The organism is Mycobacterium sp. SMC-21, assembly GCF_045310825.1.
Lineage (GTDB): Bacteria > Actinomycetota > Actinomycetes > Mycobacteriales > Mycobacteriaceae > Mycobacterium.
Genome location: NZ_JBJIAO010000002.1, coordinates 309,427 through 334,777 on the forward strand (window position 1 = coordinate 309,427; position 25,351 = coordinate 334,777).

General features: G+C 66.1%; 25 protein-coding genes. 14 read left to right on the forward strand and 11 right to left on the reverse strand.

All coding sequences use genetic code 11. The features are described 5' to 3' along the window. Positions 1-58: 58 nt before the first annotated feature. From ACJH6H_RS03435 to ACJH6H_RS03450, 4 genes are all read left to right on the forward strand, one after another. Positions 59-616 carry a WXG100 family type VII secretion target gene (locus ACJH6H_RS03435; RefSeq protein WP_406774213.1) on the forward strand — a complete coding sequence of 186 codons (558 nt, stop codon included), beginning with the start codon at positions 59-61 and terminating at the stop codon, positions 614-616. Then, positions 613-1,794, forward strand: coding sequence for a type VII secretion target (locus tag ACJH6H_RS03440; protein ID WP_406774214.1), 1,182 nt, complete (start codon positions 613-615; stop codon positions 1,792-1,794). Before ACJH6H_RS03435 ends, ACJH6H_RS03440 begins: the two co-directional genes overlap by 4 nt. Then, positions 1,791-2,798, forward strand: a complete 1,008-nt coding sequence (locus tag ACJH6H_RS03445; RefSeq protein WP_406774215.1) for a hypothetical protein — start codon at positions 1,791-1,793, stop codon at positions 2,796-2,798. Before ACJH6H_RS03440 ends, ACJH6H_RS03445 begins: the two co-directional genes overlap by 4 nt. Before the next feature lie 64 nt (positions 2,799-2,862). Beyond that, positions 2,863-3,498 (forward strand): nucleoside/nucleotide kinase family protein, encoded by a 636-nt coding sequence (locus ACJH6H_RS03450; RefSeq protein ID WP_406774216.1) that lies wholly within the window; start codon positions 2,863-2,865, stop codon positions 3,496-3,498. 9 nt (positions 3,499-3,507) lie between these two features. Here the strand turns inward: ACJH6H_RS03450 and ACJH6H_RS03455 are convergent, their stop codons facing one another. After that, positions 3,508-4,368: a helix-turn-helix transcriptional regulator gene (locus ACJH6H_RS03455; protein WP_209841251.1), complete on the reverse strand. Its 861-nt coding sequence runs from the start codon at positions 4,366-4,368 to the stop codon at positions 3,508-3,510. Between the two features lie 76 nt (positions 4,369-4,444). Here ACJH6H_RS03455 and ACJH6H_RS03460 point away from each other — a divergent pair, with 76 nt between their 5' ends. Then, on the forward strand, positions 4,445-5,707 hold the full coding sequence (locus tag ACJH6H_RS03460; protein ID WP_135357321.1) for an amidohydrolase family protein: 1,263 nt from the start codon (positions 4,445-4,447) through the stop codon (positions 5,705-5,707). A 53-nt stretch (positions 5,708-5,760) separates the two neighbouring features. Here the strand turns inward: ACJH6H_RS03460 and ACJH6H_RS03465 are convergent, their stop codons facing one another. From ACJH6H_RS03465 to ACJH6H_RS03480, 4 genes are all read right to left on the reverse strand, one after another. Further along, positions 5,761-6,885, reverse strand: a complete 1,125-nt coding sequence (locus ACJH6H_RS03465; protein ID WP_318986076.1) for an acyl-CoA dehydrogenase family protein — start codon at positions 6,883-6,885, stop codon at positions 5,761-5,763. Further along, complete coding sequence (locus tag ACJH6H_RS03470; RefSeq protein WP_346416807.1) at positions 6,886-8,118, reverse strand: acyl-CoA dehydrogenase family protein; 1,233 nt, start codon at positions 8,116-8,118, stop codon at positions 6,886-6,888. It lies immediately after the preceding gene. A 71-nt stretch (positions 8,119-8,189) separates the two neighbouring features. After that, positions 8,190-8,858, reverse strand: coding sequence for a ScbR family autoregulator-binding transcription factor (locus ACJH6H_RS03475; protein WP_346416806.1), 669 nt, complete (start codon positions 8,856-8,858; stop codon positions 8,190-8,192). Between the two features lie 35 nt (positions 8,859-8,893). Then, positions 8,894-9,985, reverse strand: coding sequence for an IS630 family transposase (locus tag ACJH6H_RS03480; protein WP_036429724.1), 1,092 nt, complete (start codon positions 9,983-9,985; stop codon positions 8,894-8,896). 193 nt (positions 9,986-10,178) lie between these two features. Here ACJH6H_RS03480 and ACJH6H_RS03485 point away from each other — a divergent pair, with 193 nt between their 5' ends. Then, positions 10,179-11,087 (forward strand): hypothetical protein, encoded by a 909-nt coding sequence (locus ACJH6H_RS03485; RefSeq protein WP_346416805.1) that lies wholly within the window; start codon positions 10,179-10,181, stop codon positions 11,085-11,087. 11 nt (positions 11,088-11,098) lie between these two features. Here ACJH6H_RS03485 and ACJH6H_RS03490 read toward each other — a convergent pair whose 3' ends face one another. Next, positions 11,099-12,985, reverse strand: a complete 1,887-nt coding sequence (locus ACJH6H_RS03490; protein ID WP_346416804.1) for an EAL domain-containing protein — start codon at positions 12,983-12,985, stop codon at positions 11,099-11,101. 311 nt (positions 12,986-13,296) lie between these two features. Further along, on the reverse strand, positions 13,297-14,013 hold the full coding sequence (locus tag ACJH6H_RS03495) for a hypothetical protein (protein ID WP_406774217.1): 717 nt from the start codon (positions 14,011-14,013) through the stop codon (positions 13,297-13,299). Between the two features lie 380 nt (positions 14,014-14,393). On the opposite strand from ACJH6H_RS03495, the gene ACJH6H_RS03500 reads away from it, so the two are divergent. Next, entirely contained in the window at positions 14,394-14,846 is a 453-nt protein-coding gene (locus ACJH6H_RS03500; RefSeq protein ID WP_346416802.1) for a MaoC family dehydratase, read from the forward strand. Between the two features lie 39 nt (positions 14,847-14,885). Here the strand turns inward: ACJH6H_RS03500 and ACJH6H_RS03505 are convergent, their stop codons facing one another. Next, the gene (locus tag ACJH6H_RS03505; protein WP_406774218.1) at positions 14,886-16,082 is read right to left on the reverse strand and encodes an acyl-CoA dehydrogenase family protein; all 1,197 of its coding nucleotides are present in this window, start codon (positions 16,080-16,082) and stop codon (positions 14,886-14,888) included. A 123-nt stretch (positions 16,083-16,205) separates the two neighbouring features. Between ACJH6H_RS03505 and fabG the strand changes: the two genes are divergently transcribed. The 5 genes from fabG (at position 16,206) to ACJH6H_RS03530 (ending at position 21,556) form a co-directional block, all read left to right on the forward strand. Then, positions 16,206-16,952 (forward strand): 3-oxoacyl-ACP reductase FabG, encoded by a 747-nt coding sequence (fabG, locus tag ACJH6H_RS03510; RefSeq protein ID WP_406774219.1) that lies wholly within the window; start codon positions 16,206-16,208, stop codon positions 16,950-16,952. After that, a complete protein-coding gene (locus tag ACJH6H_RS03515; protein ID WP_406774220.1) occupies positions 16,953-18,173 on the forward strand; it encodes an acetyl-CoA C-acetyltransferase in 1,221 nt (406 codons plus the stop codon). A gap of 30 nt (positions 18,174-18,203) precedes the next feature. Beyond that, positions 18,204-19,397, forward strand: coding sequence for an acyl-CoA dehydrogenase family protein (locus ACJH6H_RS03520; protein ID WP_053856022.1), 1,194 nt, complete (start codon positions 18,204-18,206; stop codon positions 19,395-19,397). After that, complete coding sequence (locus ACJH6H_RS03525) at positions 19,381-20,073, forward strand: GntR family transcriptional regulator (RefSeq protein WP_318986083.1); 693 nt, start codon at positions 19,381-19,383, stop codon at positions 20,071-20,073. Before ACJH6H_RS03520 ends, ACJH6H_RS03525 begins: the two co-directional genes overlap by 17 nt. 139 nt (positions 20,074-20,212) lie before the next feature. Then, the gene (locus ACJH6H_RS03530; protein ID WP_406774221.1) at positions 20,213-21,556 is read left to right on the forward strand and encodes an MFS transporter; all 1,344 of its coding nucleotides are present in this window, start codon (positions 20,213-20,215) and stop codon (positions 21,554-21,556) included. A 2-nt stretch (positions 21,557-21,558) separates the two neighbouring features. Here ACJH6H_RS03530 and ACJH6H_RS03535 read toward each other — a convergent pair whose 3' ends face one another. Then, complete coding sequence (locus tag ACJH6H_RS03535) at positions 21,559-22,002, reverse strand: nitroreductase/quinone reductase family protein (protein WP_406774222.1); 444 nt, start codon at positions 22,000-22,002, stop codon at positions 21,559-21,561. After that, positions 21,995-22,846, reverse strand: a complete 852-nt coding sequence (locus ACJH6H_RS03540) for an NmrA family NAD(P)-binding protein (protein WP_406774223.1) — start codon at positions 22,844-22,846, stop codon at positions 21,995-21,997. Before ACJH6H_RS03540 ends, ACJH6H_RS03535 begins: the two co-directional genes overlap by 8 nt. A 91-nt stretch (positions 22,847-22,937) precedes the next feature. Between ACJH6H_RS03540 and sigI the strand changes: the two genes are divergently transcribed. Next, positions 22,938-23,795 carry an RNA polymerase sigma factor SigI gene (gene sigI, locus ACJH6H_RS03545; protein WP_406774224.1) on the forward strand — a complete coding sequence of 286 codons (858 nt, stop codon included), beginning with the start codon at positions 22,938-22,940 and terminating at the stop codon, positions 23,793-23,795. Between the two features lie 43 nt (positions 23,796-23,838). Continuing rightward, positions 23,839-24,207 (forward strand): STAS/SEC14 domain-containing protein, encoded by a 369-nt coding sequence (locus tag ACJH6H_RS03550; protein ID WP_406774225.1) that lies wholly within the window; start codon positions 23,839-23,841, stop codon positions 24,205-24,207. A 65-nt stretch (positions 24,208-24,272) separates the two neighbouring features. Here the strand turns inward: ACJH6H_RS03550 and ACJH6H_RS03555 are convergent, their stop codons facing one another. Beyond that, positions 24,273-25,262, reverse strand: coding sequence for an IS481 family transposase (locus tag ACJH6H_RS03555; protein WP_406774226.1), 990 nt, complete (start codon positions 25,260-25,262; stop codon positions 24,273-24,275). Between the last annotated feature and the right edge of the window lie 89 nt (positions 25,263-25,351).

Sequence of the window (25,351 nt, forward strand, 5' to 3'; positions counted from 1 at the left end):
CACTCGGTGACATCCTGGTCGCGGGGATGCGATTTTGGTGACCGGTGGCCTGTGGCCCGTGGGGGACAATGGAGAGACCGACGGGAACGGGGGACGGTCCATGCCGTACACGGTGTCGCAGGTGCTGAATTCCGATCCGGAATCGCTGCTGACCGCATCCCTCGACGCGCGGGCCGCGGCCCAGCGCGTCGGCGCCCAGATCGACCGGGCACGAGCGCAATTCGCCCGGCTGGCCGAGGACTGGACCGGCACCGCCGCCGATGCCGCGCAGAAGCAGGGCCGCGAATCACTCGACGACCAGACCGCATATCGAAACCACCTCGATGCCGTGGCCGAGCCGTTGGCGACAGGTGGTACGCAGCTCACCGAGCTCCGCGCCAGTCTGAAAAAGGCAGTCGACGCTGCCGGATCGCAGTGGGACGTCGCCGACGACGGTGGGGTAACGCCCGGCTTCTGGCTCCGCTGGTATGCGCGGGTTTCGCCGGTCCAGGCGCTGCAGATCGCGGCCAAGCGGATCGAGGTCGAGAACGCGATCAAACTGCTGCTCGCGAAATTCGAAGCGGCCGACCGGGACACCGGCCATCAGCTCCGCAAGGTCGGCTGGGAACTGGCATGACCGCGCCGTTGACGGTCGTCGTGGCCTCGTTGCGGGAAACCGCGGCGGAGTTAGAGGACGTGGCCGGCGGGCTGGTCAACGACGGCGGCGGCCCCGAACTGTCTGCCGCCGCGGGCCCGGTGGCCGGGCTCGACAGCGGTCAGGCGTGTCGTGAGGTGGGGGCTGCGCTCCTGCGCCGTGCGCAGGTGCTCGGACAGGGCATGTCCGCGTTTGCGGGGAAGCTCGATTCGGCCGCGTCCCTTTACGAGCACGGCGACCGGGCAGCCGCCGAACGTATTCCGTTCGACGTGCCCGAAGCGAAAGACGCACGAATCGGGGATGATCCCGGGGAACCGGGATACGACCCCGTCAACAAGTACGAGGACGCGCTGCGCGACGCGGGTCTGCTGAGCGGGACCAGTTCCGGGTACTACCGGGAGTGGCTGCAGAATGCGGCGAAAAAGGGTGTGCCGCCTCAGATCATCGTCGACATCGCACGGCAGCAGCAGCTCACCCCGGCGAGTTTCGACATCCTCGAGGGCATGGAGCGCGTCGCCGACAACAACCGAACGAGCAGCGATCCCAGCGACGACAACACCTACTTCCTGCTGCCGCCGGGAACCAGCGCCGACAACGCCCGCCGGGCCGTGTTGATGACGTACATCCTGAACGCGGGCGCCGGCTACACAAAGGGAAACCCGACCACCGACTTCGCCGAGACGCCCTACACCGCGGACGAGGTGCGGCGCATCGCCGGCCGTCAATCAGCGAATTCCTGGAGCTACGAACAGGTTCCGCGACTGGCGGGCAGCGGCGGGCGGTTCGCCACCACCCCCAACGGCATGCTGATGGGGCTGGGCGGTGGGTTCATCCAGAACCAGCTGAGCCAGCAGGCCGGATCGACCTACGGTGACGTGTTCCTGATCAACATCGATCACCCGACGGATGCGGGCGACCAACTCCGCAAGATGATCGGGTCGGGTCAGATGTGGTACGACGGGCCCGGCGGCGCACGCCAACAGGACATGGACATCGATCGCATCCTGCATCACGAAGAGCGGCACTCGGGGCAGTGGGCCGCGTTGGGGCCGGTGGAATTCGCCAAGCAGTACGCGATCAGTCTGGCCGCCGAAAAGCTCACCGGCCGCCGAAATCCGTTCGAGAACAATGCCGGCGCGTCGGACGGTGGATATTCATGATCCGGCGAATCCGCTGTCTGGGTGTGGCTTTCGTGACGTTGCTGGCGTTGTGCGGCTGTGACCCGCTGGGGAAGCCGTCGCTGCCGGTTCAATTCGGAGTCCGCGTGACCGACGGACAACTGCGGGTGTGGACCGGCTCGCCATGCCGCGGTACGACGGCCGTCAACGTCACCTTCAACACCGATGGCCGCGCCGAGGCGGAACTGAAGCTCGAGGCGCCGCCATTGCCGGGAGCCGTCGGTTCACGCAAGGCTCCGCCGAACCCCGGTGTCGAAGTCGAGTACCTCACCGTCGGCGGGCCCTATCCAGGGTTCGATGTGGTGACGCCGCTGCCCGCCGGATTCGACTGGCGCACCGCGGACACCGTGTCCGTCTTTCCGCAGTCGCCACGATCATTCGGCGGTGTCAGCAAGCTGGGCGAGGCGATCACGGAATCGGACCGGCATCCGCCGGACACCTACTGGTTCGAGGGCATCGGTTGGCTCAATCCTGCGGGCGTCGCGGCCCGGGACGGCACGAAGTTCCTGACGCTCTGTTCGCGTGACCCCGCGCGGGGCCGGCAACTGCCGAGGGTTTTCGGGGTGCGCGTCACCGACGGGACGTTGCGAATCTGGCCCGGCCGGTACTGCGGTCCGGTGGACGCGGTGATCCTGACATTCCAGCCCGGTCAGACGGATCTGGTACTGGCTGCCGACCCGCGCAACGCCGTCCCGTTCGACTCCCTGACCGCCACCGGGCCGTACCCGGGCTTCGCCGTGATACGGCCGCTGCGCGGCGGCTTCGACTGGCGGACCCGGAAAACGGTGCTGCTGCGGGTCTACCGCCCCACCGGGGAGCCGGAAACCTCCACAACCGACCTCGGCCCGGCCGTCACCGAGTCGGGCCGACATGCACCGGATACCTACTGGTTCCAGGGATTCGGCTGGCTGAGTCCCGCTGATGTCGCGGGCAAGGACGGCACGGAGCTGTTGACGGCGTGTGCTCCCGAGCCGCAGCGCCGGTGACGTTGCGGGTACCGCGTGCTGCACGTCTTCGACTTGGGCGCGCCGAACGGCTAATGTCCGCGCCATGGCCCGCTTGACAGACGATGTCGCCCGACTGCTCGAGGAGCGGTCGGGTCGCGTGATCGTCGGTCTGACCGGGCCACCGGGTGTCGGCAAGTCGACCGCGGCCGCACATCTCGTCGATGAATTCAATTCCGCGCAGCGTGATTTCGCCGCCCTGCTGCCCATGGATGGGTTTCATCTCGCCAACGGACAGCTGGCGCGGCTCGGCCGCAAAGGCCGTAAGGGTGCCCCGGACACCTTCGATGCGGACGGCTTCCTGGTGTCGCTGGCGCGGGTGCGGGACGCGTATCAGACTGCCGATGTCTATGTGCCACGGTTCGATCGGGCGATGGAGGAATCTGTCGCGGCCGGGCTGGTTGTGCCGGCGGCGGCTCGGCTCGTGGTCACGGAGGGGAACTATCTGGCGTTGCCGTCCAACGGCTTTTCCGGTGCGCGGGAGCTGATCGATCGGCTGTACTACCTCAGCGGCGCCGACGACGTGCGGCGGCAGCGGCTGCTTGCGCGCCACATCGCCGGTGGGCGGAGTTTGATCGCGGCCGAGCACTGGGTTCGTGCGGTCGACGAGCCGAACGCGCGGTTGATCGCCGAGACCGAGGAGCGATGTGATCGCACCTGGGAGCTGGGTGAGCGGCTGTGATCGCGACCGTTACCGGGACTCGTGCGGCGCGCGCGCCGTCTCCGCGGTCTGGCGCCGGTAACCCGACGGTGACTGCCCGCTGAACTGGGTGAAGCAGCGGGTGAACGCGCTCAGGCTCTCGAAGCCGACCGCGGTGGCAGTGGCCTGCACCGACTGCCCCGGTTCTGTCAGCAACGCCATCGCCCGGAGCATCCGGGCGTTGAGAAGATAAGTCCGCCAAGATAATCCGATGGACTCCTGGAACAGCCGGCGCAGCGACCGCTGCGACACCGCGACCGCGCGGCTCACCTGTTCGGCCGTTGCCGAAGCCAGATGCGCTTTCGTGTAGGCCATCGCCGCGGCGACGATCGGGTGCTCGGACGTCGGCAGGCTCAGCGGCGCTTCGTGGTCCAGCGCTTCGGCGACGAGATGCGCCAGGGTGCGAAAAAACCCGTCGGAGACGGCATCGCCGTCCGGCCGGTCGATGGGCCACCGCAACGCGTAGATCATCATCTCGCGGATCAGTGGGGAGACGGCGATGATCCGAGCCCGGTCCGACCGGTCCGAGATCAGGCCGGGATCGAACATCACGGCAACGGTCTGGACGTCGGGGTTCATCACCGCCTGATGGGGCAGGCCGGCCGGTATCCAGGCGGCCTGTTGCGGCGGCAGCAGATAGTGGGCGACATCGGTCTCCACCTCGACCAGGCCGTGCAGTGCGTATTCGATCTGGTGCACCTCGTGCGAGTGCCAGCCGGTGATCAGCGCGTCGCCCTCGTAGAGGTAGCTGCCGCCGAGGGCGCGGCCGCCGCGGCGCAGCTCGATCACCGGCCGCTCGGACATCTTGGCCGTTTGAGATAAACCTCTGTCCGAAAGTGCAGAGACGGTCACGCCTGTAGACGGTACTACTGAGGTGAGCAGGCGCGGACGTGAGGATGCCGCGCACGTGAGGAGCAATTGGAGTCCAGTGAATACCGACGACCTGATCCTGGTGAGCATCGATGACCATGTCGTGGAGCCGCCCGACATGTTCGTCAACCATGTTCCGGACAAGTACAAGCCCGAGGCGCCGATCGTCGTCACCGACGACAAGGGCGTCGACCAGTGGATGTACCAGGGCCGCCCGCAAGGGGTGAGCGGCCTCAATGCCGTGGTCTCCTGGCCGGCCGAGGAGTGGGGCCGCGATCCTGCCGGGTTCGCAGAGATGCGTCCCGGCGTCTACGACGTGCACGAGCGGGTGCGCGACATGAACCGCAACGGCATCCTGGCCTCGATGTGCTTCCCGACCTTCACCGGTTTCTCGGCCCGGCACCTGAACATGCACCGCGAAGAGGCCACCCTGGTGATGGTGTCGGCCTACAACGACTGGCACATCGATGAATGGGCCGGTTCGTACCCGGACCGGTTCATCCCCGTCGCGATCCTGCCGACGTGGAATCCGGAGGCGATGTGCCGTGAGATCCGTCGCGTCGCCGCGAAGGGGTGCCGGGCGGTGACGATGCCCGAGTTGCCGCACCTGGAAGGCCTGCCGAGCTACTTCGACGAAGACTATTGGGGCCCGGTGTTCCGCACCCTGTCGGAAGAGAACGTGGTGATGTGTCTGCACATCGGCACCGGTTTCGGCGCGATCTCGATGGCCAAGGACGCCCCGATCGACAATCTGATCATCCTGGCCACGCAGGTCTCGGCGATGTGCGCCCAGGACCTGCTGTGGGGCCCGGCGATGCGCAACTACCCGGACCTGAAATTCGCGTTCTCCGAAGGCGGTATCGGTTGGATCCCGTTCTATCTGGATCGCAGTGACCGGCACTACACCAACCAGAAATGGCTGCGCCGCGACTTCGGGGACAAGCTGCCCAGTGACGTCTTCCGTGAGCATTCGCTGGCGTGCTACGTCACCGACAAGACGTCGCTGAAGCTGCGCCACGAGATCGGCATCGACATCATCGCCTGGGAGTGCGACTATCCGCACTCGGACTGCTTCTGGCCCGATGCGCCCGAGCAGGTGCTGGCCGAGTTGAATGCCGCGGGCGCAAGCGATTCCGACATCGACAAGATCACCTGGCAGAACTCCTGCCGGTTCTTCGACTGGGACCCGTTCAAGCTGACCCCGAAGGACCAGGCGACGGCGGGTGCCCTGCCCGCCAAGGCCGTCGACGTCGACACGTCGATCCGGCCGCGCGCCGAGTGGGCAAAGCTGTACGCGCAGAAGCAGATGACGCTCACCTGATCCGGTCCGGCCGGATCAGGTGAGGGCACACCCAGAGTTGCGCGGCGCCGAACTCAGCCGCGGGTCAGTTCGGCGTAGCGGGTCACGTGGTGGTCGGTGGAGCCGTATTCGTATTGCACGGCGGTCAGCCTCTTGAAGTAGTGGCCGATGGCGAGCTCTTCGGTCATGCCCATGCCGCCGTGCAGCTGGACGGCGTTCTGGCCGATGAAGCGCGCGGCGCGGCCGACGGTGGCCTTGGCCGCGGAAACCGCGCGTGCTCGGGTCTGCGCGTCAGCGCCCAGGTTCAGCACGGCCAGGTAGACCGCCGACACGGACTGTTCGAGCTCCATGTGCATGTCCACCATGCGATGCTGCAGTGCCTGGAAGCTGCCGATCGGCTGGCCGAACTGCTGGCGCTGCTTGGCGTATTCGACGGTGTCGGCCAACACCTTTCGCATGTTGCCGACGGCTTCGGCGCACACGGCGGCGGCGCCCTCGTCGCGCGCCTGGGCGATGGACGGCCAGGCGTCGCCTTCGGTGCCGAGGAGTGCGTCGCCCGGCAGTCGTAGTTCGCGCAGTTCCAGGTCGGCCGCGCGCCGGTCGTCGACGGTGCGGTAGCTGTGCATCGTCAGCCCGGCGCGGGGCTCGGACACGTCGACCAGGAACAGCGAGATGCCGCCGGCGGTCTGCGCGGTGACGAGCAGATGCGTGGCCAACGGCGCGTTGACCACCACGATCTTGTCGCCGCTCAGTACCCAGGCGTCGCCGTCGCGGGTGGCGGTGGTCTGGACGTCCTGCCAGCGGTCGCCACTGTGCGCCTCGGCTGCAGCGAGTGCGACAACCGCTGTGCCGGAGGCGATTTCCTCCAACACCGGGCCTGCCACCGGGCTACCGGATCGCAGCAGCAGGCCGCCGGCGACCACCGCGGTGTCCACGTACGGTTCGATGACCAGGGCGTGACCCAGCGCTTCGGCGATCAACATGACCTCGACGGGCCCGCCGCCGATGCCGCCGACGTCCTCGGGCAGCGCGGCGCCGAGGATGCCGAGTTCCTCGGCGAACGACCGCCAGATGTCGGGCTGCCAGCCCGGCCCGGATTTCGCTGCCGCACGGCTGGATTCGAGGTCGTACCGGCCGGCCAGGAACTTGGACAGGCCGTCCCGGAGAAGTTCCTGTTCCGCGGAGAAGGTGAAGTCCATTTACAGCCCCAATTCTGCTTTGGCGAGGATGTTGCGCTGAATTTCGTTGCTGCCGGCGTAGATCGACCCGGCGCGGTCGTTGAAGTAGCGCAGTGGCGCCACGGCCTGCCATGCCTCACCACTGACGTAACCGTCTGCGGGAGGGGTGAATTCGGCCACCGGACCACCGGGACGGGTGGCATGCGGCTGGTACGCCCGACCTCTGGGCCCGGCGGCCTCCATGGCCAGTTCGGTCAGGGTCTGGCTCAACTCCGTGGAGAGGACCTTGAGCATCGACGACGCTGCGCCCGGATGGCCGCCGCCGGCCAGCGCGGCCAGCACGCGGTATTCGAGTATCTCGAGCACTTCGGTACGAATCCGTGCATCGGCGAGCTTGCGCGAGAACGCGGCATCGTCGAGCAGCCGGCCGCCGTCGGGGCCCGGCGCCTTCGCCGCCGCCGCGGCGATGTCGTCGGCCAGCACCTGCAGGCCCGGGGCGGCTGCGCCGCCGCCGCGCTCGAACTCGAGCAGGTACTTCGCGACGGTCCAGCCGTCGTCGATCTGTCCGATGACATTGCTCTTGGGCACCCGGACCGCGTCGAAGAACACCTGGTTCTGGACCTCTTCGCCGGACGTCATCACCAGCGGCCGGATCTCGATGCCCGGTGTGCTCATGTCCATCAGCACGAAGGTGATGCCGTGTTGCTTCTTGGCGCTGCGGGTGGTGCGCACGAGCGCGAACATCCAGTTGGCCTCGGTGGCGTGGGTGGTCCAGATCTTGCTGCCGGTGCACACCAGGTCGTCGCCGTCGGAAACGGCGGCCATGGTCAGTGCGGCCAGGTCGGATCCGGCTTCGGGCTCGGAGTAGCCCTGGCAGAAGAAGACCTCGCCGGTCAGGATGCGGGGCAGAAAGTAGTCCTTCTGTTCCGGGGTGCCGAAGCGGATGATCGCATGCGCCACCATGCGGATACCCATGGGGGACAGGGACGGCGCCCCGGCCAGGGTCGACTCCCGGCTGAAGATGTAGTGCTGCGTCAAGCTCCAATCGCAGCCGCCGTATTCGACGGGCCAGGCCGGCGCTGCCCAACCGCGCTCGTGGAGGATGCGCTGCCAGGCGAGGCTCGCGTCGTGATCGCTGTACACGCTCGTCATCAGCCGCCCGGCTTCTCGGATGTCCGGTGTCAGATTTTCCTGCAGAAACGTGCGTACTTCATCGCGGAATGCCAGATCGCTGGCCGACCAATTGAGGTCCATGCAGACTCCTCTGTCGCTTGGGCTGATGGCAGCCTAGCAACAAAGAAGTGAACTTAGTTAGCGATGTGGACTCAGGGCGTGGCGGTGTGCTCCGTGATGTCGGTCTGTCGCGCGGATGCGGCCACCATGAAGTCGAGATGACGGTCGAGCGATTCCGCCGTCACGATCGCGGGCATCAGAACGCGCCACTGCTTGGTGAACCGGTCGCGGAGGTCGTCACCGTCGGAGGCGGCGCTGGACATCAACTCCGCGCCGAGGATCCACGCCACCAGCGTGTTGGCGACATCGGCCGGGTCCGCGCCGGGGCGCAGGTCGCCGTCCGTTTCGGCGCGTTTGATGTCCGAGGTGAACTGGTCGACGAAGTTGACGTAGCTGTGTCGCGCGGTCGGGTTGAACCCCGCGAACGTCCGCAGCAGTTTGGTTCCGGCCTGGGCCGTGCGGTTGGTCGCCAGCAGATCGCTGGTGATGAAGGTGCCGACGATCAGTGACTTCATCGCGCTGTGCTCCGAATCCCGTGCGGACTGGAACACGTTGTGCAGCAGGACCATTGCCTCTTCGATGATGACAGTGGCCAGTGCCTCTTTGGAATCGAAGTGGTAGTACAGCGCGCCCTTGGTCAGCTCGGCGCGTTCGATGATGTCAGCCAATCCAGCGGCGGGATAACCGATCTCGTTGATCAAATCGACAGCAGAGTCAATGATCTTGCGTCGGGTCACTTCGGATCGCGGCTGGCGCCCCATTCGTCGATCACCTTCCGTCAGCGCGCGTTCTGTGGCTAGTGTCCTGCGCCGGGAATTCGTTGAAGATATGAACCGAGTCGTTCGAAGATCTCGTCGGCGGTCTTCGTCCAGTTGAACGGGCGGGGGTTGTCGTTCCAGTCTGCGATCCACTCGCGAATGTCCTTCTCGAGGGCCTGAATTGAGCGGTGAACGCCGCGGCGCAGTTTCTGGTCGGTGAGTAACCCGAACCACCGCTCGACCTGGTTGAGCCACGACGAGTAGGTCGGGGTGAAGTGCATGTGGAATCGGGGATGGGCGGCAAGCCATTTGGTTACTGTCGGCGATTTGTGCGTCGAGTAGTTGTCGCAGATCAGATGGACGTCCAGGTCAGCGGGCACGGTGTTGTCCAACTTGGTCAAGAACTTCTTGAACTCGATCGCGCGGTGCCGGCGGTGAATCGAGCCGTAGACCTCGCCGGTGGCCACATCCAGGGCGGCGAACAAGGTGGTGATTCCGTGCCGCACGTAGTCATGGGTGCGGCGCTCGGGCATGCCGGGCATCATCGGCAGCACCGGCGCGCTGCGATCCAAGGCCTGGATCTGCGATTTTTCATCGACGCAGAGCACCAGTGCCTTCTCCGGCGGGTCCAGATACAACCCCACGACGTCACGGACCTTGTCGACGAACTGCGGGTCGTTGCTGATCTTGAAGGTGTCCACCTGATGCGGCTTGAGGCCGAACGACTTCCAGATCCGTCCGACCGTTGACTTCGACAACCCGGTCTCAGCCGCCATCGAAGACCGCGACCAGTGCGTGGCGCCTTTGGGTTGACGCTCCAACGTGGCCACGATCAGCTGCTCGACCGCCTCGTCGGTGATCTTGCGCGGCGCACCAGGACGCGGCTCATCGGCCAGACCCTCCAGTCGCGCCTCCAGGAACCGTCCACGCCATTTGCCGACCGTTTGCGGCCACACACCTTCATCAGCGGCGACTTCCTTGTTGGATTTCCCTGCCGCGCAACCCAACACGATCCGACAACGTTGGGCCAACGCCTGCGAGGACTTCGATCGACGGGCCCACCGCTGCAACGTCTCACGTTCGTCGTCGGTCAACACCAACTCGACTACCGGCCTACCCCTGGTTCCCACCCGCCAATTCTACAATTAATCAACTAATTTACGGCGCAGGACACTAGCCCCCCGAATCATCCTAAGGGTGCCATAACGTAGGCCGTTGTTGGTGTCGTTCATTCCGAGAGTATGTAAAGTAGCCGAACGGCGAAATCGATCCCTGGCTGTCGGATTGTTGCAATTCGCTGCCGCTTAACTCAGGGATTTCAGGTTGGATTGGGACGCAGAAGTTGACGTGCTGTGTGTCGGCGCCGGTATCGGTGGCCTGGCGACAGCCATTGCCGCGGTCGACGCCGCCGCAGATGTGATGGTTGCCGGAGTGCTCCACGCCGATGATGGGCGTTGGCTGCGCGGCAACGATGTGCACTGCGTCACTCTGGGCGCCGCGCTCGACGCGCGGATCGACGAGTTCGGCGTACCGCGAGGGTTTCCCGACGACGAGCCGCCCGAGCCGGAAGCCGATGGGCCCAGCGAGGCCGAACCGGCCGAGCCGGACACCGACGAGCAGCTCGATGCGACCGCCGTCTATTTCGCCGCGGTCACCGCCGAAGTCGATGTCGACGCGAGCGCACCGCCGCCGCACGGCAGGTCGGTGCCCGCGCGTGCCGTACGCGAGCTGACGGAGTCCGAAACGCACACTCGCACCATCGAGACGTTCTTCGGCGCGGAACTGCTCGACTGGGCGCGGGTCTGCCTGGATTCGGCCACCGGCGCGCTCTACAGCACGGTTCGTGGCTGGTCCTCGGAAACCCTGCGCGATTCGGCGGGCAAGACGCTTCGAGTGGCTTCCCTCGGCGGCATCGAATGGCGCGCGGGTGACGGGCCGGACGAACTGTTCGACTGGCTGGCCGCGGCTGCTGCCGAACGCGACATCGCGGTGAGTGCGGCGAGCACGCTGCAGACGCTGCTCTTCGAAGACCGCCGAATCGTGGGAGCGGAACTGAACACGCCCGACGGACCGTACTTCGTCCGTGCGCGCCACGGCGTCGTGATCTCGCCCGACTTCACCGGCGGGGGCATACCCGCGGAGACCGATGCCCTGCCGGCCGGTGCCCTCGAGGTCTGTATCGTGGCACGGCCCGCCAGCAGATTCGCCCGCGTGGAACTGGTTGCGCGCTAGCGCTGTTCGCGTCACATCTCGCTGGTGAACCGGACCGGCACTCGTCCCTTGCGGTACAGCGTCGCCATCTGATCGCTCGGCAGTGGCCGCGACAGCAGGAACCCCTGCGCCCGGTGGCAGCCATGGCGCAGCAACGTGGTTGCGGCAGCTTTGGTTTCGACGCCCTCGGCGACGATCTGGAGGCCGAAGGAGTCGGCCAGCGCGATGATCGCCCGGACGATCGCCAGATCACCCGGGTTGGAGCCGAGGTCGGTCACGAAGCTGCGATCGATCTTGAGGATGTCGACCGGCAGCGACTTGAGGTGGGACAGCACGCTGTACCCGGTACCGAAGTCGTCGATCGCCAACCGAACCCCGGTTCTGCGGAGGTCGGCCAAAGTGGCGCGGGAGGATTCGCTGTCCTGCACGACGACGTTCTCGGTGATCTCCAGGCACACCGAGCCGCGGTCGAGCCCGAACTCGTCGAGGATGTCGGCCACCGACTCGGCGAAGCCGTCGGTGACCAGCTGGACCGGAGAGACGTTGACGCGCAACTCGAAATCGTCGCGGTCATCGGAATCGTCGCCGGATTTCGAGGCTCGGAAGTCCTCGCGCCACCGGGCGAACTCGCGACATGCCGTCCGCAGTACCCACCGGCCCAATTCGCCTGCCAGGTTGATCGATTCGGCGATACCGATGAATGCCGCCGGCGGCAGCAGCCCGCGGGTGGGGTGGTCCCAGCGCACGAGCGCTTCGGTGGCGAGCAGCTTGCCGGTGCGCATGTCGATTTCCGGTAGGTAGTTGAGGAGCAGCGCGCCGTTCTCGATGACGTCCTGCAGATGCAGCTCGATATCGTTGCGGTAGGCCGTTTCCAGCGACATCGCGGTGGTGAACACCGCAACGCGGTCCCCGCCGGCGGACTTCGCGCTCAAGACGGCCTGGTCGGCCCGGCGCAACAGGTCGGACGAGGTGTCGGAGCCCGGAATGCCCGAAGCGACGCCGACACTCACTGCTCGCGTGAGCCGTTCACCGTCGATCCAGACACGGCGCCGCAAGGAGTCCTGCAGCTGGTAGGCGAGTGCTTCGGCCTTGTCCGCGGATATCGGGTCTGCCGGGACGACGACGAACTCGTCACCGCCGAGCCGGGCGATCACGGTCTTGGCGTCGACCCCCTCGGTGAGGCGCTGGGCGAAGACGCGGATGAACGAATCACCCGCACTGTGCCCCAGGTAGTCGTTGATGGCCTTGAGCCGGTCGAGGTCGAAGAAGAGCGCGGTCACCGGGCCGGGTTGCCCCGGCTGCAACCGGGCATCGAGGTGGGCGATGAGAGCGCGCCGGTTGTTCAGGCCGGTCAGGTCATCGTGTTCGGCCAGATAACGGAGCTGCTCCTCGGCGAGTACCCGGGATTGGGCCTGGGTCAACAGCGAGGCGATGGCCTGCAGCGCGTTGATCTCCTCGGTGACCCATTCGCGGTTGCCGTACTTGACGAAGCCCAGTGCGCCGGTGGTGCGGTCGCCGGACACCAAAGGCGTTGCCGCGAGTGATATCTGGGGGACGTTGCGGTCCGCCGCGATGCGGCGCTGGTAGTCGTCCGAGTCCGGGTCGGGGCGCACGATGAGCGGTGTCTTGCGATGCTCGGTTTCGGCGAAGACCGGGTCGGCGTCGGCGAAGTACACCACGCGCAGGGGATCGGGGTCCGGAATCTCCGGCCGCACTGGCCATTCCGCGACGAGTATCGAGGCGCCGATCTCATGGTCATTGCGGCGCAGGAAGCTGACGTCGACCCCGAAGTGGTCGACGAGGATCTCCAGAACGTCCGTGTACACCTTGGTGGAGTTGCTGGAGTCCGCCGCCATCAGCCGCGTCGCAACCTCTGTGACCACACGATCCAGTGAAGGGGGAGACTCGTCGATGGACATGAGACGATCAGCTTAACCTGCGCTGACCTCAAGGCGGTGCTCCTGCGGTTCGGTACCGAAGCCGGTGGCGCGTCCGATATTCGGTGTACCAGGACCACCGTCTCGTCGGGGACTTTGCTGGTCGACGCGGGGAAGGTGTCCTGTAGTCGGCGGAGTTCGTCGGCGTACTTGCGAAAGAGTTCGCCGGGTGCGATCCGGCGGATGGCTGCCAAAACGGTTGCCGCTCCGACGGTTACGTTGCCGCCACGGCGAGCGAATGGGCGCTCAGGTGGCCCGGGTCGCGTCCGACGGTGCCGATGCGACGGCGGCCGTCAACCGGCGACCAGCCTGGTTGATATCGCGTCGATCTCGTGCAGCGCCTTCGTAATCTGCTCCGGCTGAGAGTGATTGACCATGGTCCTGCGGTCCCACCACATCATCTTGGTGCGGTAGCGCTCGTCGGGGTATGGCGTGGCCGGAATGGGCGCCACCACGCCGCCACCGGATTTCCACAATTCCAGGACGTGCTGGGCTGCCGTGGCCATCACGAACTGCACGCCCATGACGCTGGTGGCGTGGTACGCGGTGCGGGCCAGGAGGTTGGTGATGGCGTGCTGGCCGGCGCGACTGTCGGACACCCACGCGGTTTTCATCTCCATGACGCCGAACGGCACCCGGTCGTTGATCATCTTGCGCACCATGGCCAGGCCCGGCCGGCCGGCCCACTCCACCACGGCGTGAGAGTCCTCGGCACAGCCGAGCGGGGCCTTGGCGCGAAGTCCGCCGACCATGTTGTCCCGCCGGTCCAGGACCGTCCAGAACAGCGCGGTGTCCGCACCGTCGCGGATCGCGGCAGCGTCGACGACGGTTTCGACGCCGTGCCGGCGGTAACTCTGCTCGGCCGCATCCACGTAGCGGTTCCAGAGTTCCGGGTCGGTGTCGGGTTGCGACAGCACGACACTGCAATCCGTATCGGTGTCAGACCACGTGATGTTTTCGGAAAAACGAATATCGACGTTGGATTCGTATTCGACATACTCCACCGACATCGTCGCCCCATTCGTTTTCAGCAGTCACTGCAACGTCAGTTGGCAGTCGGTTGCGGTAAACGCATCTCGCGCGGACTGCATTCCCTAATTCAGTATCGGGGTTGTTGGGGTCCTGCAGCCAGCTAGTGGTGAAACGTTGTCTGTCGGCCTTCGGCGGGCCGAAGAATTGGTCAAACCGAGTGTGCTGGTGCAATGGACGTTGGCAATCCCGGATATTGCTATATGTGCAGGTTAGCGTAGACGATGCCCCAAGATGGCGAACTTTGAGTGGCTAAGTAGGTGACATCGGCCGAAAATCTGTGCATTGTGCTGCCCTGACGGACGCGTTAGAAGTAATAGCGGTGCGGCCCGGGAAGCGGCCGCGCCCGAGAGGAGCAAGCGTGAAGGTCTTCGACAATCTGTCCGAGTTCGTCGCAGCAGCAGGTAGTCAGCTTGGGCCGACGGAGTGGATGGAAATCACCCAGGAGCGGGTGAATCTGTTCGCCGACGCCACCGACGACCACCAGTGGATTCACGTCGATCCTGAGCGCGCCGCCGCGGGCCCGTTCGGCGGCACAATTGCCCATGGTTTGCTGACGCTTTCACTGCTACCGCATTTCATGCACCAGCTCTATCGCGTCGACAACGTCGCATTGGCCGTCAATTACGGATATAACAAGGTGCGATTCATCACACCGGTCAAGGTCGGAGCAAACGTCCGCGCGGGCGCCGTCATTTCGAAAGTCGACGAGCTGGACGGTGCCGTTCAAGCAACCATGACAGTGACCGTCGAGATCGAGGGATCCGACAAACCGGCTGCGGTGGCCGAGTCGATCGTGCGAATCATCGGATGATTGCTGGCGGGTGACAGCGCGGGGCGCCGCGCTGTCCTCTCAGCGGCCCGAAGCCGAGCGCTGCGCCGCCTTCACCAGGCCGCCGCCGATGATCAACCGCTGAATCTCGCTGGTGCCCTCGTACAGCCGGAGCAGTCGGACGTCGCGGTAGATCCGTTCGACGGGGACGTCGCGCATGTACCCGCTGCCGCCGTGCACCTGCACGGCCAGATCGGCGACCTTGCCGACCATCTCGGTGCAGAACAGCTTCGCGGCAGACGGCGCGATGCGGCGGTCCGCGCCGCTGACCCACAATTGCGCCGCGTCACGCACCAGCGCGCGGCCGGCCATGACGCCGGTCTGCATGTCCGCCAACATCGCCTGTACCAGCTGGAATTCGCCGATTGCGGTGCCGCCCTGGGTGGCGGTCGCGGCGTACGTGACGGACTCGTCGAGGGCACGTTGCGCCGCGCCCACCGAAACAGCCGCGATGTGCACCCGTCCCCGGGCCAGTGACGTCAGCGCCGCGCGGTAGCCGATGTCCTCGTTGCCGCCGATCAGGGCGTCCGGACCAACCCGCACGTCGTCGAACGTGACGTCGGAGGTCCAGGCCCCTTCCTGGCCCATCTTCGCGTCTTTCGGGCCGACCACGACGCCGGGAGCGTCGGCGGGGACGAGGAACACCGCGATGCCGGGTCCGTCGGCGTCGGCCGGCCGGGTCCGGGCGAACACCACGAACAGGTTGGCGGTCGGCGCGTTGGTGATGAATCGCTTGTGGCCGGTGATGATCCAGCCGTCCCCGTCGGCCACGGCCTTGGTGCGCAGGCCCGCGGGGTTGGAGCCGGCGCCGGACTCGGTCAACGCGAAGGACGCGACGCAGTCGCCGCCGGCGATCCGTTCCAGCCAGCGCTGCTTCTGGGTGTCGGTGCCGAAACCGACGAGCACCTGACCGGCGATGCCGTTGTTGGTGCCGAACATCGAACGCACCGCCAGCGTGGTGTAGCCCAACTCCATCGCCATCTCGACGTCCTGGACGAGATCGAGTCCCAGGCCGCCCCACTCCTGGGGGATGGCATAGCCGAACAGCCCCATGTTCTTCGCCTGGTCGCGGATGTCGTCGGGCACCCGGTTCTCGTTCATGATCTCCAGCTCGCGCGGGACGACCGCGGTACGGACGAACTGGCGGGTCGCGTCGAGGATGTCGCGGAAGTCCTGATCGCTGACTTCTGCGGCGGGTGAACCGGCGGGTTCGGCCATGTCGGGTCTCCTTGCGCAACACGAGAGGGCTTCTGGTTTGATGTCACAAATATCATATTTGAAGCATGAAACCGGTTGGCGGGCGCGTGGCCGGGCTCAGTCGATCAGGAGGAGTGCACGACCATGCCGCTGCTGGACGGACGTATCGCGGTGATCACCGGCGGTGCTCAGGGGATCGGATACGCGATCGCGGAACGTTTCATCGCTGAAGGCGCCCGCGTCGTGATCGGCGACCTGAATCTCGACGCAACCGAGGCCGCCGTCGCCAAGCTCGGGGGTTCCGACGTGGCCAAGGCGGTCCGCTGCGACGTGACTTCGGCCGCCGACGTGCAGGGGTTGATCGACGCCGCCGTCGAGTTCGGCGGTCGCGGCACCATCGACGTCATGGTGAACAACGCCGGCATCACCCGCGACGCCACCATGCGCAAGATGACCGAGGAACAGTTCGACCAGGTCATCGACGTCCACCTGAAAGGCTGTTGGAACGGCACCCGGTTGGCCGCCGCCGTCATGCGGGAAGCGAAGAGCGGCGCCATCATCAACATTTCGTCGATCTCGGGCAAGGTCGGCCTGGTCGGCCAGACCAACTATTCGGCGGCCAAGGCCGGCATCGTCGGTCTGACCAAGGCGGCCGCCAAGGAGGTCGCCCACCTCGGCGTGCGGGTCAACGCCGTGCAACCGGGATTGATCCGGTCCGCGATGACCGAGGCCATGCCACAACGGATCTGGGATCAGAAGCTGGCGGAGATCCCGATGGGACGCGCGGCCGAACCCAGCGAGGTGGCGTCGGTGGTCGCGTTCCTGGCGTCGGACATGTCGTCGTACATGACCGGCTGCGTCCTGGAGATCACCGGGGGACGGCACATCTAGATGGCCGCGACCAGTCCTGTCATCTGCGCGCCGATCCGCACCCCGATCGGCCGCTACGGCGGCATGTTCAAGTCGCTGACCGCCGTCGAGCTCGGCGTCGCGGCGCTGCAGGGTTTGTTGCAGCGCACCGGGATTCCGGCCGACGCGGTGCAGGACGTGATCCTCGGGCACTGCTACCCGTCGAGTGAAGCGCCGGCGATCGGCCGCGTCGTGGCGCTCGACGCCGGACTCCCGGTCACCGTCCCGGGCATGCAGGTCGACCGGCGCTGTGGGTCGGGACTGCAGGCCGTCATCCAGGCCGGTATGCAGGTGGCCAGTGGCGCAAACGATCTCGTGGTCGCCGGTGGTGCGGAGTCGATGAGCAATGTTGCGTTCCATTCCACCGACATGCGGTGGGGTGGCTCGCGTGGCGGTATCACGGTGCACGACGGCCTGGCTCGTGGCCGGACCACCGCCGGCGGCAAGAACCATCCGGTGCCCGGCGGCATGCTCGAGACCGCCGAGAACCTGCGCCGGCAGTACGCGATCTCCCGGGTGGAGCAGGACGCCCTTGCGGTGCGTTCGCACCAGAAAGCCGTTGCGGCGCAACGTAGTGGAGTGTTGGCTGACGAGATCGTCCCCGTGCTGGTGTCGTCCCGCGCCGGCGAACAGCTGATCGACACCGACGAACATCCGCGCGCCGACACCACCGTCGAGGCGCTCGGCAAGCTCAAACCCGTTCTGGGCAAGAGTGATCCGGATGCCACGGTGACGGCGGGAAACTCCAGTGGGCAGAACGACGCGGCGTCGATGTGCGTCGTGACCACCCCGGAGCGTGCGGCAGAACTGGGCCTGCAGCCGCTGGTCCGGCTGGTGTCGTGGGGCGTGGCCGGGGTACCCCCGAATGTCATGGGCATCGGGCCGGTGCCGGCCACCGAGGTCGCGCTGGCCAAAGCCGGTCTGGCTCTTGCCGATATCGATCTGATCGAACTCAACGAGGCCTTCGCCGCCCAGGCGCTGGCCTGCACCCGGGAATGGAAGTTCACCGATCGCGACTGGGAACGCACGAACGTGCGTGGCTCGGGTATCTCGCTCGGTCATCCCGTCGGAGCGACCGGCGGCCGGATGCTCGCGACCCTGGCCCGCGAACTGCACCTGCGGGATGCCCGCTATGGGCTGGAAACGATGTGCATAGGAGGCGGCCAGGGGTTGGCCGCCGTATTTGAACGGATCGAGTCATGACGGACAGCGAGAAGCGAAGCGGGACCGCACATGAGTAAGTTGGCCCAGACCGCCGGTCTCACCGAGGTGCAGCGCGAAATCATCGCCACCGTAAGGCAATTCGTCGACCGGGAGATCATTCCGGTGGCCCAGGAGCTGGAGCACTCGGACTCCTACCCGCAGGCGATCGTCGATCAGATGAAGGACATGGGTCTGTTCGGTCTGATGATCCCGCAGGAGTACGGCGGTCTCGGCGAGTCACTGCTGACGTACGCGCTGTGCGTCGAGGAACTCGCCCGGGGCTGGATGAGCATCTCGGGCGTCATCAACACCCACTTCATCGTCGCCTACATGATCCGCCAGCACGGCACCGAGGAACAGAAACAGCGCTACCTGCCCCGGATGGCGACCGGCGAGGTGCGCGGCGCCTTCTCGATGTCCGAGCCGGAACTGGGTTCCGACGTCGCCGCGATCCGCACCAAGGCCACCCGGGACACCGACGGCGGCTACACCATCACCGGCCAGAAGATGTGGCTGACCAACGGCGGCAGCTCGACTCTGGTTGCGGCACTGGTGAAAACCGACGAAGGCGCCGACAAGCCGCACCGCAACCTGACCGCGTTCCTGGTCGAGAAACCGACCGGCTTCGGGGAGGTCAAACCCGGCCTCACCATCCCGGGCAAGATCGACAAGCTCGGTTACAAGGGCATCGACACCACCGAGCTCATCTTCGACGGCTACCGCGCCGGCGCCGACGACGTCCTCGGCGGTAAGCCCGGCGCGGGCTTCTTCCAGATGATGGACGGTATCGAGGTGGGACGGGTCAACGTGTCCGCGCGGGCCTGTGGTGTCGGCATCCGCGCCTTCGAACTGGCCGTGCGCTACGCCCAGCAGCGCGAGACGTTCGGCAAGCCGATCGCCGATCACCAGGCCATCGCCTTCCAGCTCGCCGAGATGGCCACCAAAGTCGAAGCGGCACATCTGATGATGGTCAACGCCGCCCGGCTCAAGGACTCGGGCGAGCGCAACGACGTTGCGGCCGGGATGGCGAAATACCTTGCCAGTGAGTTCTGTTCGGAAGTCACCCAGCAGAGCTTCCGCATCCACGGCGGCTACGGCTACTCGAAGGAGTACGAGATCGAACGACTCATGCGGGACGCGCCGTTCTTGTTGATCGGCGAGGGCACCAGCGAAATCCAGAAGACCATCATCAGCAAGAACCTGCTCAATGAATACCGCATCTGAGCCCCAATTCGCCGCGCCCGCACAGCTTTCCCACGACGTGGCGCGGTATGTGCGCCGCCGCATCTTCAATGGCGGATTCCCGGCAGGGGAGTACCTGCGGCTGGATCAGCTGGCCACCGAGCTGGGCGTCAGCGTCACCCCGGTCCGGGAGGCACTGCTGAACCTGCGGGCCGAAGGGCTGTTGGTGCAGCATCCGCGACGCGGCTTCATGGTGCTGGAGGTGACCGCCCGTGACGTCGCCGACGTGGCCATGGTGCAGGCGTTCGTCGGTGGGGAACTGGCGGCCCGCGCCGCCGAGAACATCACGGCCGATCAGATCGCCGAGCTGACCCGGATCCAGGACGCGCTGGAGCAGGCCTACCAACACACCGACGTCGACCGCATGGTGCAGCTCAACCACGAGTTCCACCGGCTGATCAACGTTGTCGCCGATTCACCCAAGCTGACCCAATTCATGTCAGGCATAACCCGTTACGCGCCCGAAGCGGTGTTCCCGACGCTGGAGGGCTGGCCGGACCTGTCGATCCGGGACCACCGCCGCGTGATCGCCGCGCTGCAGGCCGGCGACGGTGACGCGGCCCGAACGGCGATGGCCGAACACTTCGAGGTCGGAGTGGCACCCCTGACCGAGCACCTGTGCGAACGCGGGGTGATCCGCGAGCGCAAAGCCCACTGAGCCGGCGTCGCCCAAGGGTACGGTCGGTGTGAATCTGTGAATCGTGCAAGGAAAACGGCGCTGTGACCGGATCCCGTTCCGTACCGTCGGTTCGCCGCAATGATGTGCCCACACCCGTTGCCCACCGATGGAGAGCAGCATGACCGCATTGACCGAAGACGCACCGACGCCGTCGGGCCGCGCAGCGACCCGACGCGCGATCTGGAACACGATCCGGGGGTCATCGGGCAACCTGGTCGAGTGGTACGACGTCTACGTCTACACCGTCTTCGCCACCTACTTCGAAAACCAGTTCTTCGACAAGGCCGACCAGAATTCGACGATCTACGTGTACGCGATATTCGCGGTCACGTTCATCACCCGGCCGATCGGTTCGTGGTTCTTCGGCCGCTTCGCCGACCGCCGGGGGCGCCGCGCCGCCCTGATGGTCAGCGTTTCGCTGATGGCCGCCTGCTCGATGGTCATCGCGCTGGTTCCGTCTCGGGCCAGCATCGGTGTCGCGGCGCCGATCATCCTGATCATCTGCCGGCTGGTGCAGGGCTTCGCCACCGGGGGCGAGTACGGCACATCCGCGACCTATATGTCGGAGGCGGCGACCAGGGAACGACGCGGGTTCTTCTCCTCGTTCCAGTACGTGACCCTGGTCGGTGGGCACGTGCTCGCGCAATTCACCTTGCTCATCATCCTCACGGCGCTGAGCACCGCGCAGGTGAGCGAATTCGGTTGGCGCATCGGGTTTGCGGTGGGCGGTGTCGCGGCGGTCGTGGTGTTCTGGCTGCGGCGCAGCATGGACGAGTCGCTGTCCACGGAGACCCTGAAAGCGGTCCAGGAAGGAAAGGACGCGCGCGCCGGTTCGCTGCGTGAACTGTTCACGCGTTACTGGAAGCCGTTGCTGCTGTGCTTCCTGATCACGCTGGGCGGCACCGTTGCGTTCTACACGTACAGCGTCAACGCGCCGGCGATGGTGAAGGCGACCTACAAGAGCCAGCCCATGACCGCGACCTGGATCAACCTGCTCGGGCTGATCTTCCTCATGCTGATCCAGCCGATCGGCGGAATGATCAGCGACCGGGTGGGCCGCAAACCCCTGCTCCTGTGGTTCGGATTCGGCGGTGTGATCTACACCTACGTCCTCATCACCTACCTGCCCCAGACGCACTCGCCGATCATGTCGTTCCTGCTGGTGGCCGTGGCGTACGTCATTCTCACCGGGTACACGTCGATCAACGCGCTGGTGAAGTCCGAACTGTTCCCGGCCCACGTGCGGGCGCTGGGCGTCGGCGTCGGCTACGCGCTGGCCAATTCGATCTTCGGCGGCACCGCGCCCCTGATCTACCAGGCTCTCAAGGCCCGGGGTGAGGTGCCGCTGTTCATCGTCTACGTCACCGTCTGCATCGCGGCGTCGCTGCTGGTGTATCTGTTCTTCTTGAAGAACAAGTCCGACACCTATCTCGACCACGAACAGGGCAGCGCCTACCGCTGAGATCAGCCCAGCGGGTCGAACCGGAAGACCGCGAGTCTGCCTGCCAGCGACTCGAATTCGTCGGGTGTGCCCTCGGTGACCATGCCGGAACTCTTGGCGAATTTCACGCCGACGGGTACCTGCACCGGGAACTCACGCAGCACGGGCCGCGCTTCGTCGACGGTCAACTCGGTGATCTTCACCGGCCGCGACTTGCGGCCCCGTGTCAACGTGCCGGTGCCGGCGGCACGGGCGTTGAGGGCCCAGTGCGCGCCTGGATAGCCGGCCACGGCGTACATCTGGCCGTGCACGACGAACGGTGTCATCGGGGTGCTCCGCGGCGTGCCGGTCTTGCGGCCGGGCACGGTCAACACCATCGCGGGGCCGACGGGGATGCCGAGCTTCCCCACGGCGACAACGACTTTGTTCATCGGTTTGAGGTAACGCGGCGGTCGTGGCTCAGACATGGATGGTCTCCAATCGTGGGGTGAAGGCGCCGCGGTGCTGAGCGACCCACGCGGCGAACGTCTGGGCCGGGCGGCCGAGGATGCGCTCCACCTCGTCGCTGACCGGCGCTGGGGCATCGACGGTTTCGGCGAGCAGCGCGGTGTACGCGGTACCGAACTCGGCGGGGAAGCCGATGGCGACGAACCGCTCACGGACCTGCTCGACCGGGATTTCCTGGTAGCGCAGGTCGCGCCCCAGCACATCGCCGACGACGGCGAGCAACTCGGCGTTGGTGAGCGCCTGCGGCCCCGTCAACGGAATCTTGCGGCCGTTGAGGTCGTCGGTGAGCAGGGCGTGTGCGGCGACGGCCGCGATGTCGGCTTCGACGATGGGCGCGCTTGAGGCCTCGGCATAGGGTCCGGCCACGACATCGCCGGCCTGCAGCTGCCCGGCCCACATGCCGATGAAATTGGTGGCGAACAACGCCGGCCGCAGGCTCACCCACGGCAGTCCCGAGTCGACAGCCAGTTGTTCGACCTCCCTGTTGCGGTCGCCCCGCAGTCGCGACGGCTGCCGGGTGAAGTCTTCGTCGACGTTCATCGCGGACAGTGCGACCAGCTTGGCGCCGGAATCTTTCGCGGCGTCGACCGTCCACGCCAGGTCCGGACCGAGGGCACGGGAATTGAGGAACACCGCGCTCGCGCCGGCGATGCCGTCCCGGACGGACGCGACGGCTTCGACCCCGGCCGGGAACTGTGGCGACGGATTACGGGTGACGGCACGGACTTTCACGCCCGCGGCGTGCAATTGTTCGACGAGGGGGCGACCGACGTTGCCGGTGGCTCCGGTGATGAGAATGGTCATGAATCAAGGACGGAGTGGCCGACGGGAAAGTTACGGCCCGCGGGATGCGGCGGTGCGGTAACTTTTCACCACCCTGGATCGTCTTCAACTGATGACAGAAACCACTGAATTCATCGCGGCGTGGCGCCACCACCATCCGTATCTGGTCAATCTCGCGTACCAGATGCTCGGTGACGTCGGCGATGCCGAAGATGTTGCACAGGAAGCGTTTCTGCGACTGTCGCGGACAGAGCCCGGTGAGATCGAGGATGTCCGCGCGTGGTTGACGACGGTCGCCGGCCGGCTGTGCCTCGACCTCGTGCGGTCGGCGCGGGCACGCCGGGAACAACCGACCGAGCAGGATGAGATGCCGCCACTGGCGTCGAATGAGCCGGACCCTGCCGACCGCGTCACCCTCGACGACGAGGTGTCGAGTGCCCTGATGCGGGTGCTGCGGCAGTTGAGCCCCGGTGAGCGCGTGGCGTTCATCCTGCACGACGTGTTCGGTGTCCCGTTCGAGTCGGTCGCCGAGACCGTCGGCCGCCCGGTCGGCACGTGCCGGCAGCTCGCCCGCCGGGCCCGGGCGAAGGTGGCGGGTACCGACGTGCGCGCCGACGACGTCGAGGCGGCCGAACATCAACTGGTCACCGAGAAGTTCATCACCGCCTGCGCCGGCGGCGACGTGCAGGCGCTGGCCGCGGTGCTGGACGCGTCGGTCTGGGGCGTCGGCACGGTGCTGAGCGATCCGCCGCTCCCGCCGATCGTCAACCACGGACCGCAGCGGGTCGCCGAGAATCTCATGCTGTACCTCGGGCCGGGGACCACCGTCGTCGCCGGACCGCTCGGCCAGCCCGTCCTGCTGGCGTTCGCGCACCGGCAGCTTTTCGCGGTGGTGGTCCTGACGATTCGCGACGGTCTCGTCGCCAAGATCGAGGCGACCGCCGATCCGTTGGCCCGGTTCGGGGCGTGAGCAATCCCGGCTCCCGAGATGGGCGGCGCCGTAGGCTGGCGCCATGATCGAAGTGCTGTCAGACATGCCCGCGGGCGTGACCGGCATTCGGGTGTCCGGTCGGGTCAGCGGTGACGACATCCGCGAATTCGAGCCCACGATGGACGATCTCGTCGTCGAGGGCGAGATCAGGATCGTCGAGGTCATCGCCTCCGACTACGAGGGCTTCGGCCCCGGTGGACTGGTCGAGGATCTCAAGGTCGGCTTCGGTGCGCTGTTCAAACACCATTCGGCGTTCAAACGCATTGCCGTGGTGTCGGACAAGCCGTGGGTGGCGCACACGCTGCATGCCGTGGCCTGGATGATTCCCGGCGAACTGCAGATCTTCGGGCTCGACGAGCTCGACCGCGCGAAGGAGTGGGCCGCCGGCTGAGCTGTCGGCAGACAGCGAACGGCCCCCTCTCGGAAGAAAGGGGGCCGCTCTACTTCTGGCGCGATCTAGTTGTACTGACCTGAGAGGTTAGGCACGCGGCTGGCGGGTGGGTGGCCTCCGAGTGCGGTGTGGCCGCGGTGGTGATTGTAGGTGTGGAGCCAGCGTGGGTATTCGGCGCAGCGCTCGGCGTCGTTGGTATAGAGGCGTGCGTAGGCCCATTCGTCGGCCAGGGTGCGGTGGAATCGTTCTACTTTGCCGTTGGTCTGGGGTCGATAGGGCTTGGTGCGGCGGTGCACTATATCCCCGAGCGCATCACGGAAGGCGTGCGATCGATAGCAAGAGCCATTGTCGGTCAATACGTTTCGGACCGTGATCCCACATTGGTGGAACCAATTGTTGGCGCGGATCCAGAATGCGGCCGCGGTCTCTTTGCGTTCATCGGCGAGTATCTCGCTGTAGACCAATCGAGAGTGGCCGTCGATGGCTGTGTGCAGAAAGTGATAGCCGCGCAGCGGTTGTCGGGATTTGTTGAAGACGCCGCTGCTCTTGTCTTGGTTGGAGTTGTGGCCGCCTTTGGTGCGGCCAAGCATCCGCCAGCCGCCTCCGGCAGGGATTTTGCCGAGCTTCTTGACATCGACATGAACCAGATCGCCGGCCGCTGCAGACTCGATGCGGCGTACGACCCGGCCAGTAGGGCGGTCCAACCAACGCAGTCGGGCGATGCCGTAGCGGGTCAGCACCCGATGCACAGTCGAGGGGTGAATGCCCAGCAGGTAACCGATTTGGGCTGGGCCCCAGCGACGGGTCACCCGAACCTTGATGATCCGGCGTTCGGTCCGGGTCGGTGTCTGGTTGGGGCTGCGGTGGGGTCGAGAGCTGCGGTCAACCATGCCGGCCGGTCCCAGTTCGCGATATCGGCAGGCCCAACGCCGGGCGGTCGTGACGGCGACCTGGAACCGCTCAGCAGCCCGGCGTAGCGACCAGCCTTCATCGACCACACAACGGGCCAAGCGCAGACGACCGGTTTCTGACAGCGGGGCATTACGGTGGGACACGAAGACCTCCGAGAGAGTTGGTGCGTTCCTAGACAGCTCGCACTTCACTCGGAGGTCTTCTTCATGTCACCACGCCACGCCGTACCTAA

Bases quoted from the DNA above. Each gene is read 5' to 3' on its own strand.
- ACJH6H_RS03440 (WP_406774214.1), top strand. From the start codon at position 613: ATGACCGCGCCGTTGACGGTCGTCGTGGCCTCGTTGCGGGAAACCGCG.
- ACJH6H_RS03445 (WP_406774215.1), top strand. From the start codon at position 1,791: ATGATCCGGCGAATCCGCTGTCTGGGTGTGGCTTTCGTGACGTTGCTG.
- ACJH6H_RS03450 (WP_406774216.1), top strand. From the start codon at position 2,863: ATGGCCCGCTTGACAGACGATGTCGCCCGACTGCTCGAGGAGCGGTCG.
- ACJH6H_RS03465 (WP_318986076.1), bottom strand. From the start codon at position 6,885: ATGGACTTCACCTTCTCCGCGGAACAGGAACTTCTCCGGGACGGCCTG.
- ACJH6H_RS03470 (WP_346416807.1), bottom strand. From the start codon at position 8,118: ATGGACCTCAATTGGTCGGCCAGCGATCTGGCATTCCGCGATGAAGTA.
- ACJH6H_RS03475 (WP_346416806.1), bottom strand. From the start codon at position 8,858: ATGGGGCGCCAGCCGCGATCCGAAGTGACCCGACGCAAGATCATTGAC.
- ACJH6H_RS03490 (WP_346416804.1), bottom strand. From the start codon at position 12,985: ATGTCCATCGACGAGTCTCCCCCTTCACTGGATCGTGTGGTCACAGAG.
- ACJH6H_RS03495 (WP_406774217.1), bottom strand. From the start codon at position 14,013: ATGTCGGTGGAGTATGTCGAATACGAATCCAACGTCGATATTCGTTTT.
- ACJH6H_RS03505 (WP_406774218.1), bottom strand. From the start codon at position 16,082: ATGGCCGAACCCGCCGGTTCACCCGCCGCAGAAGTCAGCGATCAGGAC.
- fabG (WP_406774219.1), top strand. From the start codon at position 16,206: ATGCCGCTGCTGGACGGACGTATCGCGGTGATCACCGGCGGTGCTCAG.
- ACJH6H_RS03515 (WP_406774220.1), top strand. From the start codon at position 16,953: ATGGCCGCGACCAGTCCTGTCATCTGCGCGCCGATCCGCACCCCGATC.
- ACJH6H_RS03520 (WP_053856022.1), top strand. From the start codon at position 18,204: ATGAGTAAGTTGGCCCAGACCGCCGGTCTCACCGAGGTGCAGCGCGAA.
- ACJH6H_RS03525 (WP_318986083.1), top strand. From the start codon at position 19,381: ATGAATACCGCATCTGAGCCCCAATTCGCCGCGCCCGCACAGCTTTCC.
- ACJH6H_RS03530 (WP_406774221.1), top strand. From the start codon at position 20,213: ATGACCGCATTGACCGAAGACGCACCGACGCCGTCGGGCCGCGCAGCG.
- ACJH6H_RS03535 (WP_406774222.1), bottom strand. From the start codon at position 22,002: ATGTCTGAGCCACGACCGCCGCGTTACCTCAAACCGATGAACAAAGTC.
- ACJH6H_RS03540 (WP_406774223.1), bottom strand. From the start codon at position 22,846: ATGACCATTCTCATCACCGGAGCCACCGGCAACGTCGGTCGCCCCCTC.
- sigI (WP_406774224.1), top strand. From the start codon at position 22,938: ATGACAGAAACCACTGAATTCATCGCGGCGTGGCGCCACCACCATCCG.
- ACJH6H_RS03550 (WP_406774225.1), top strand. From the start codon at position 23,839: ATGATCGAAGTGCTGTCAGACATGCCCGCGGGCGTGACCGGCATTCGG.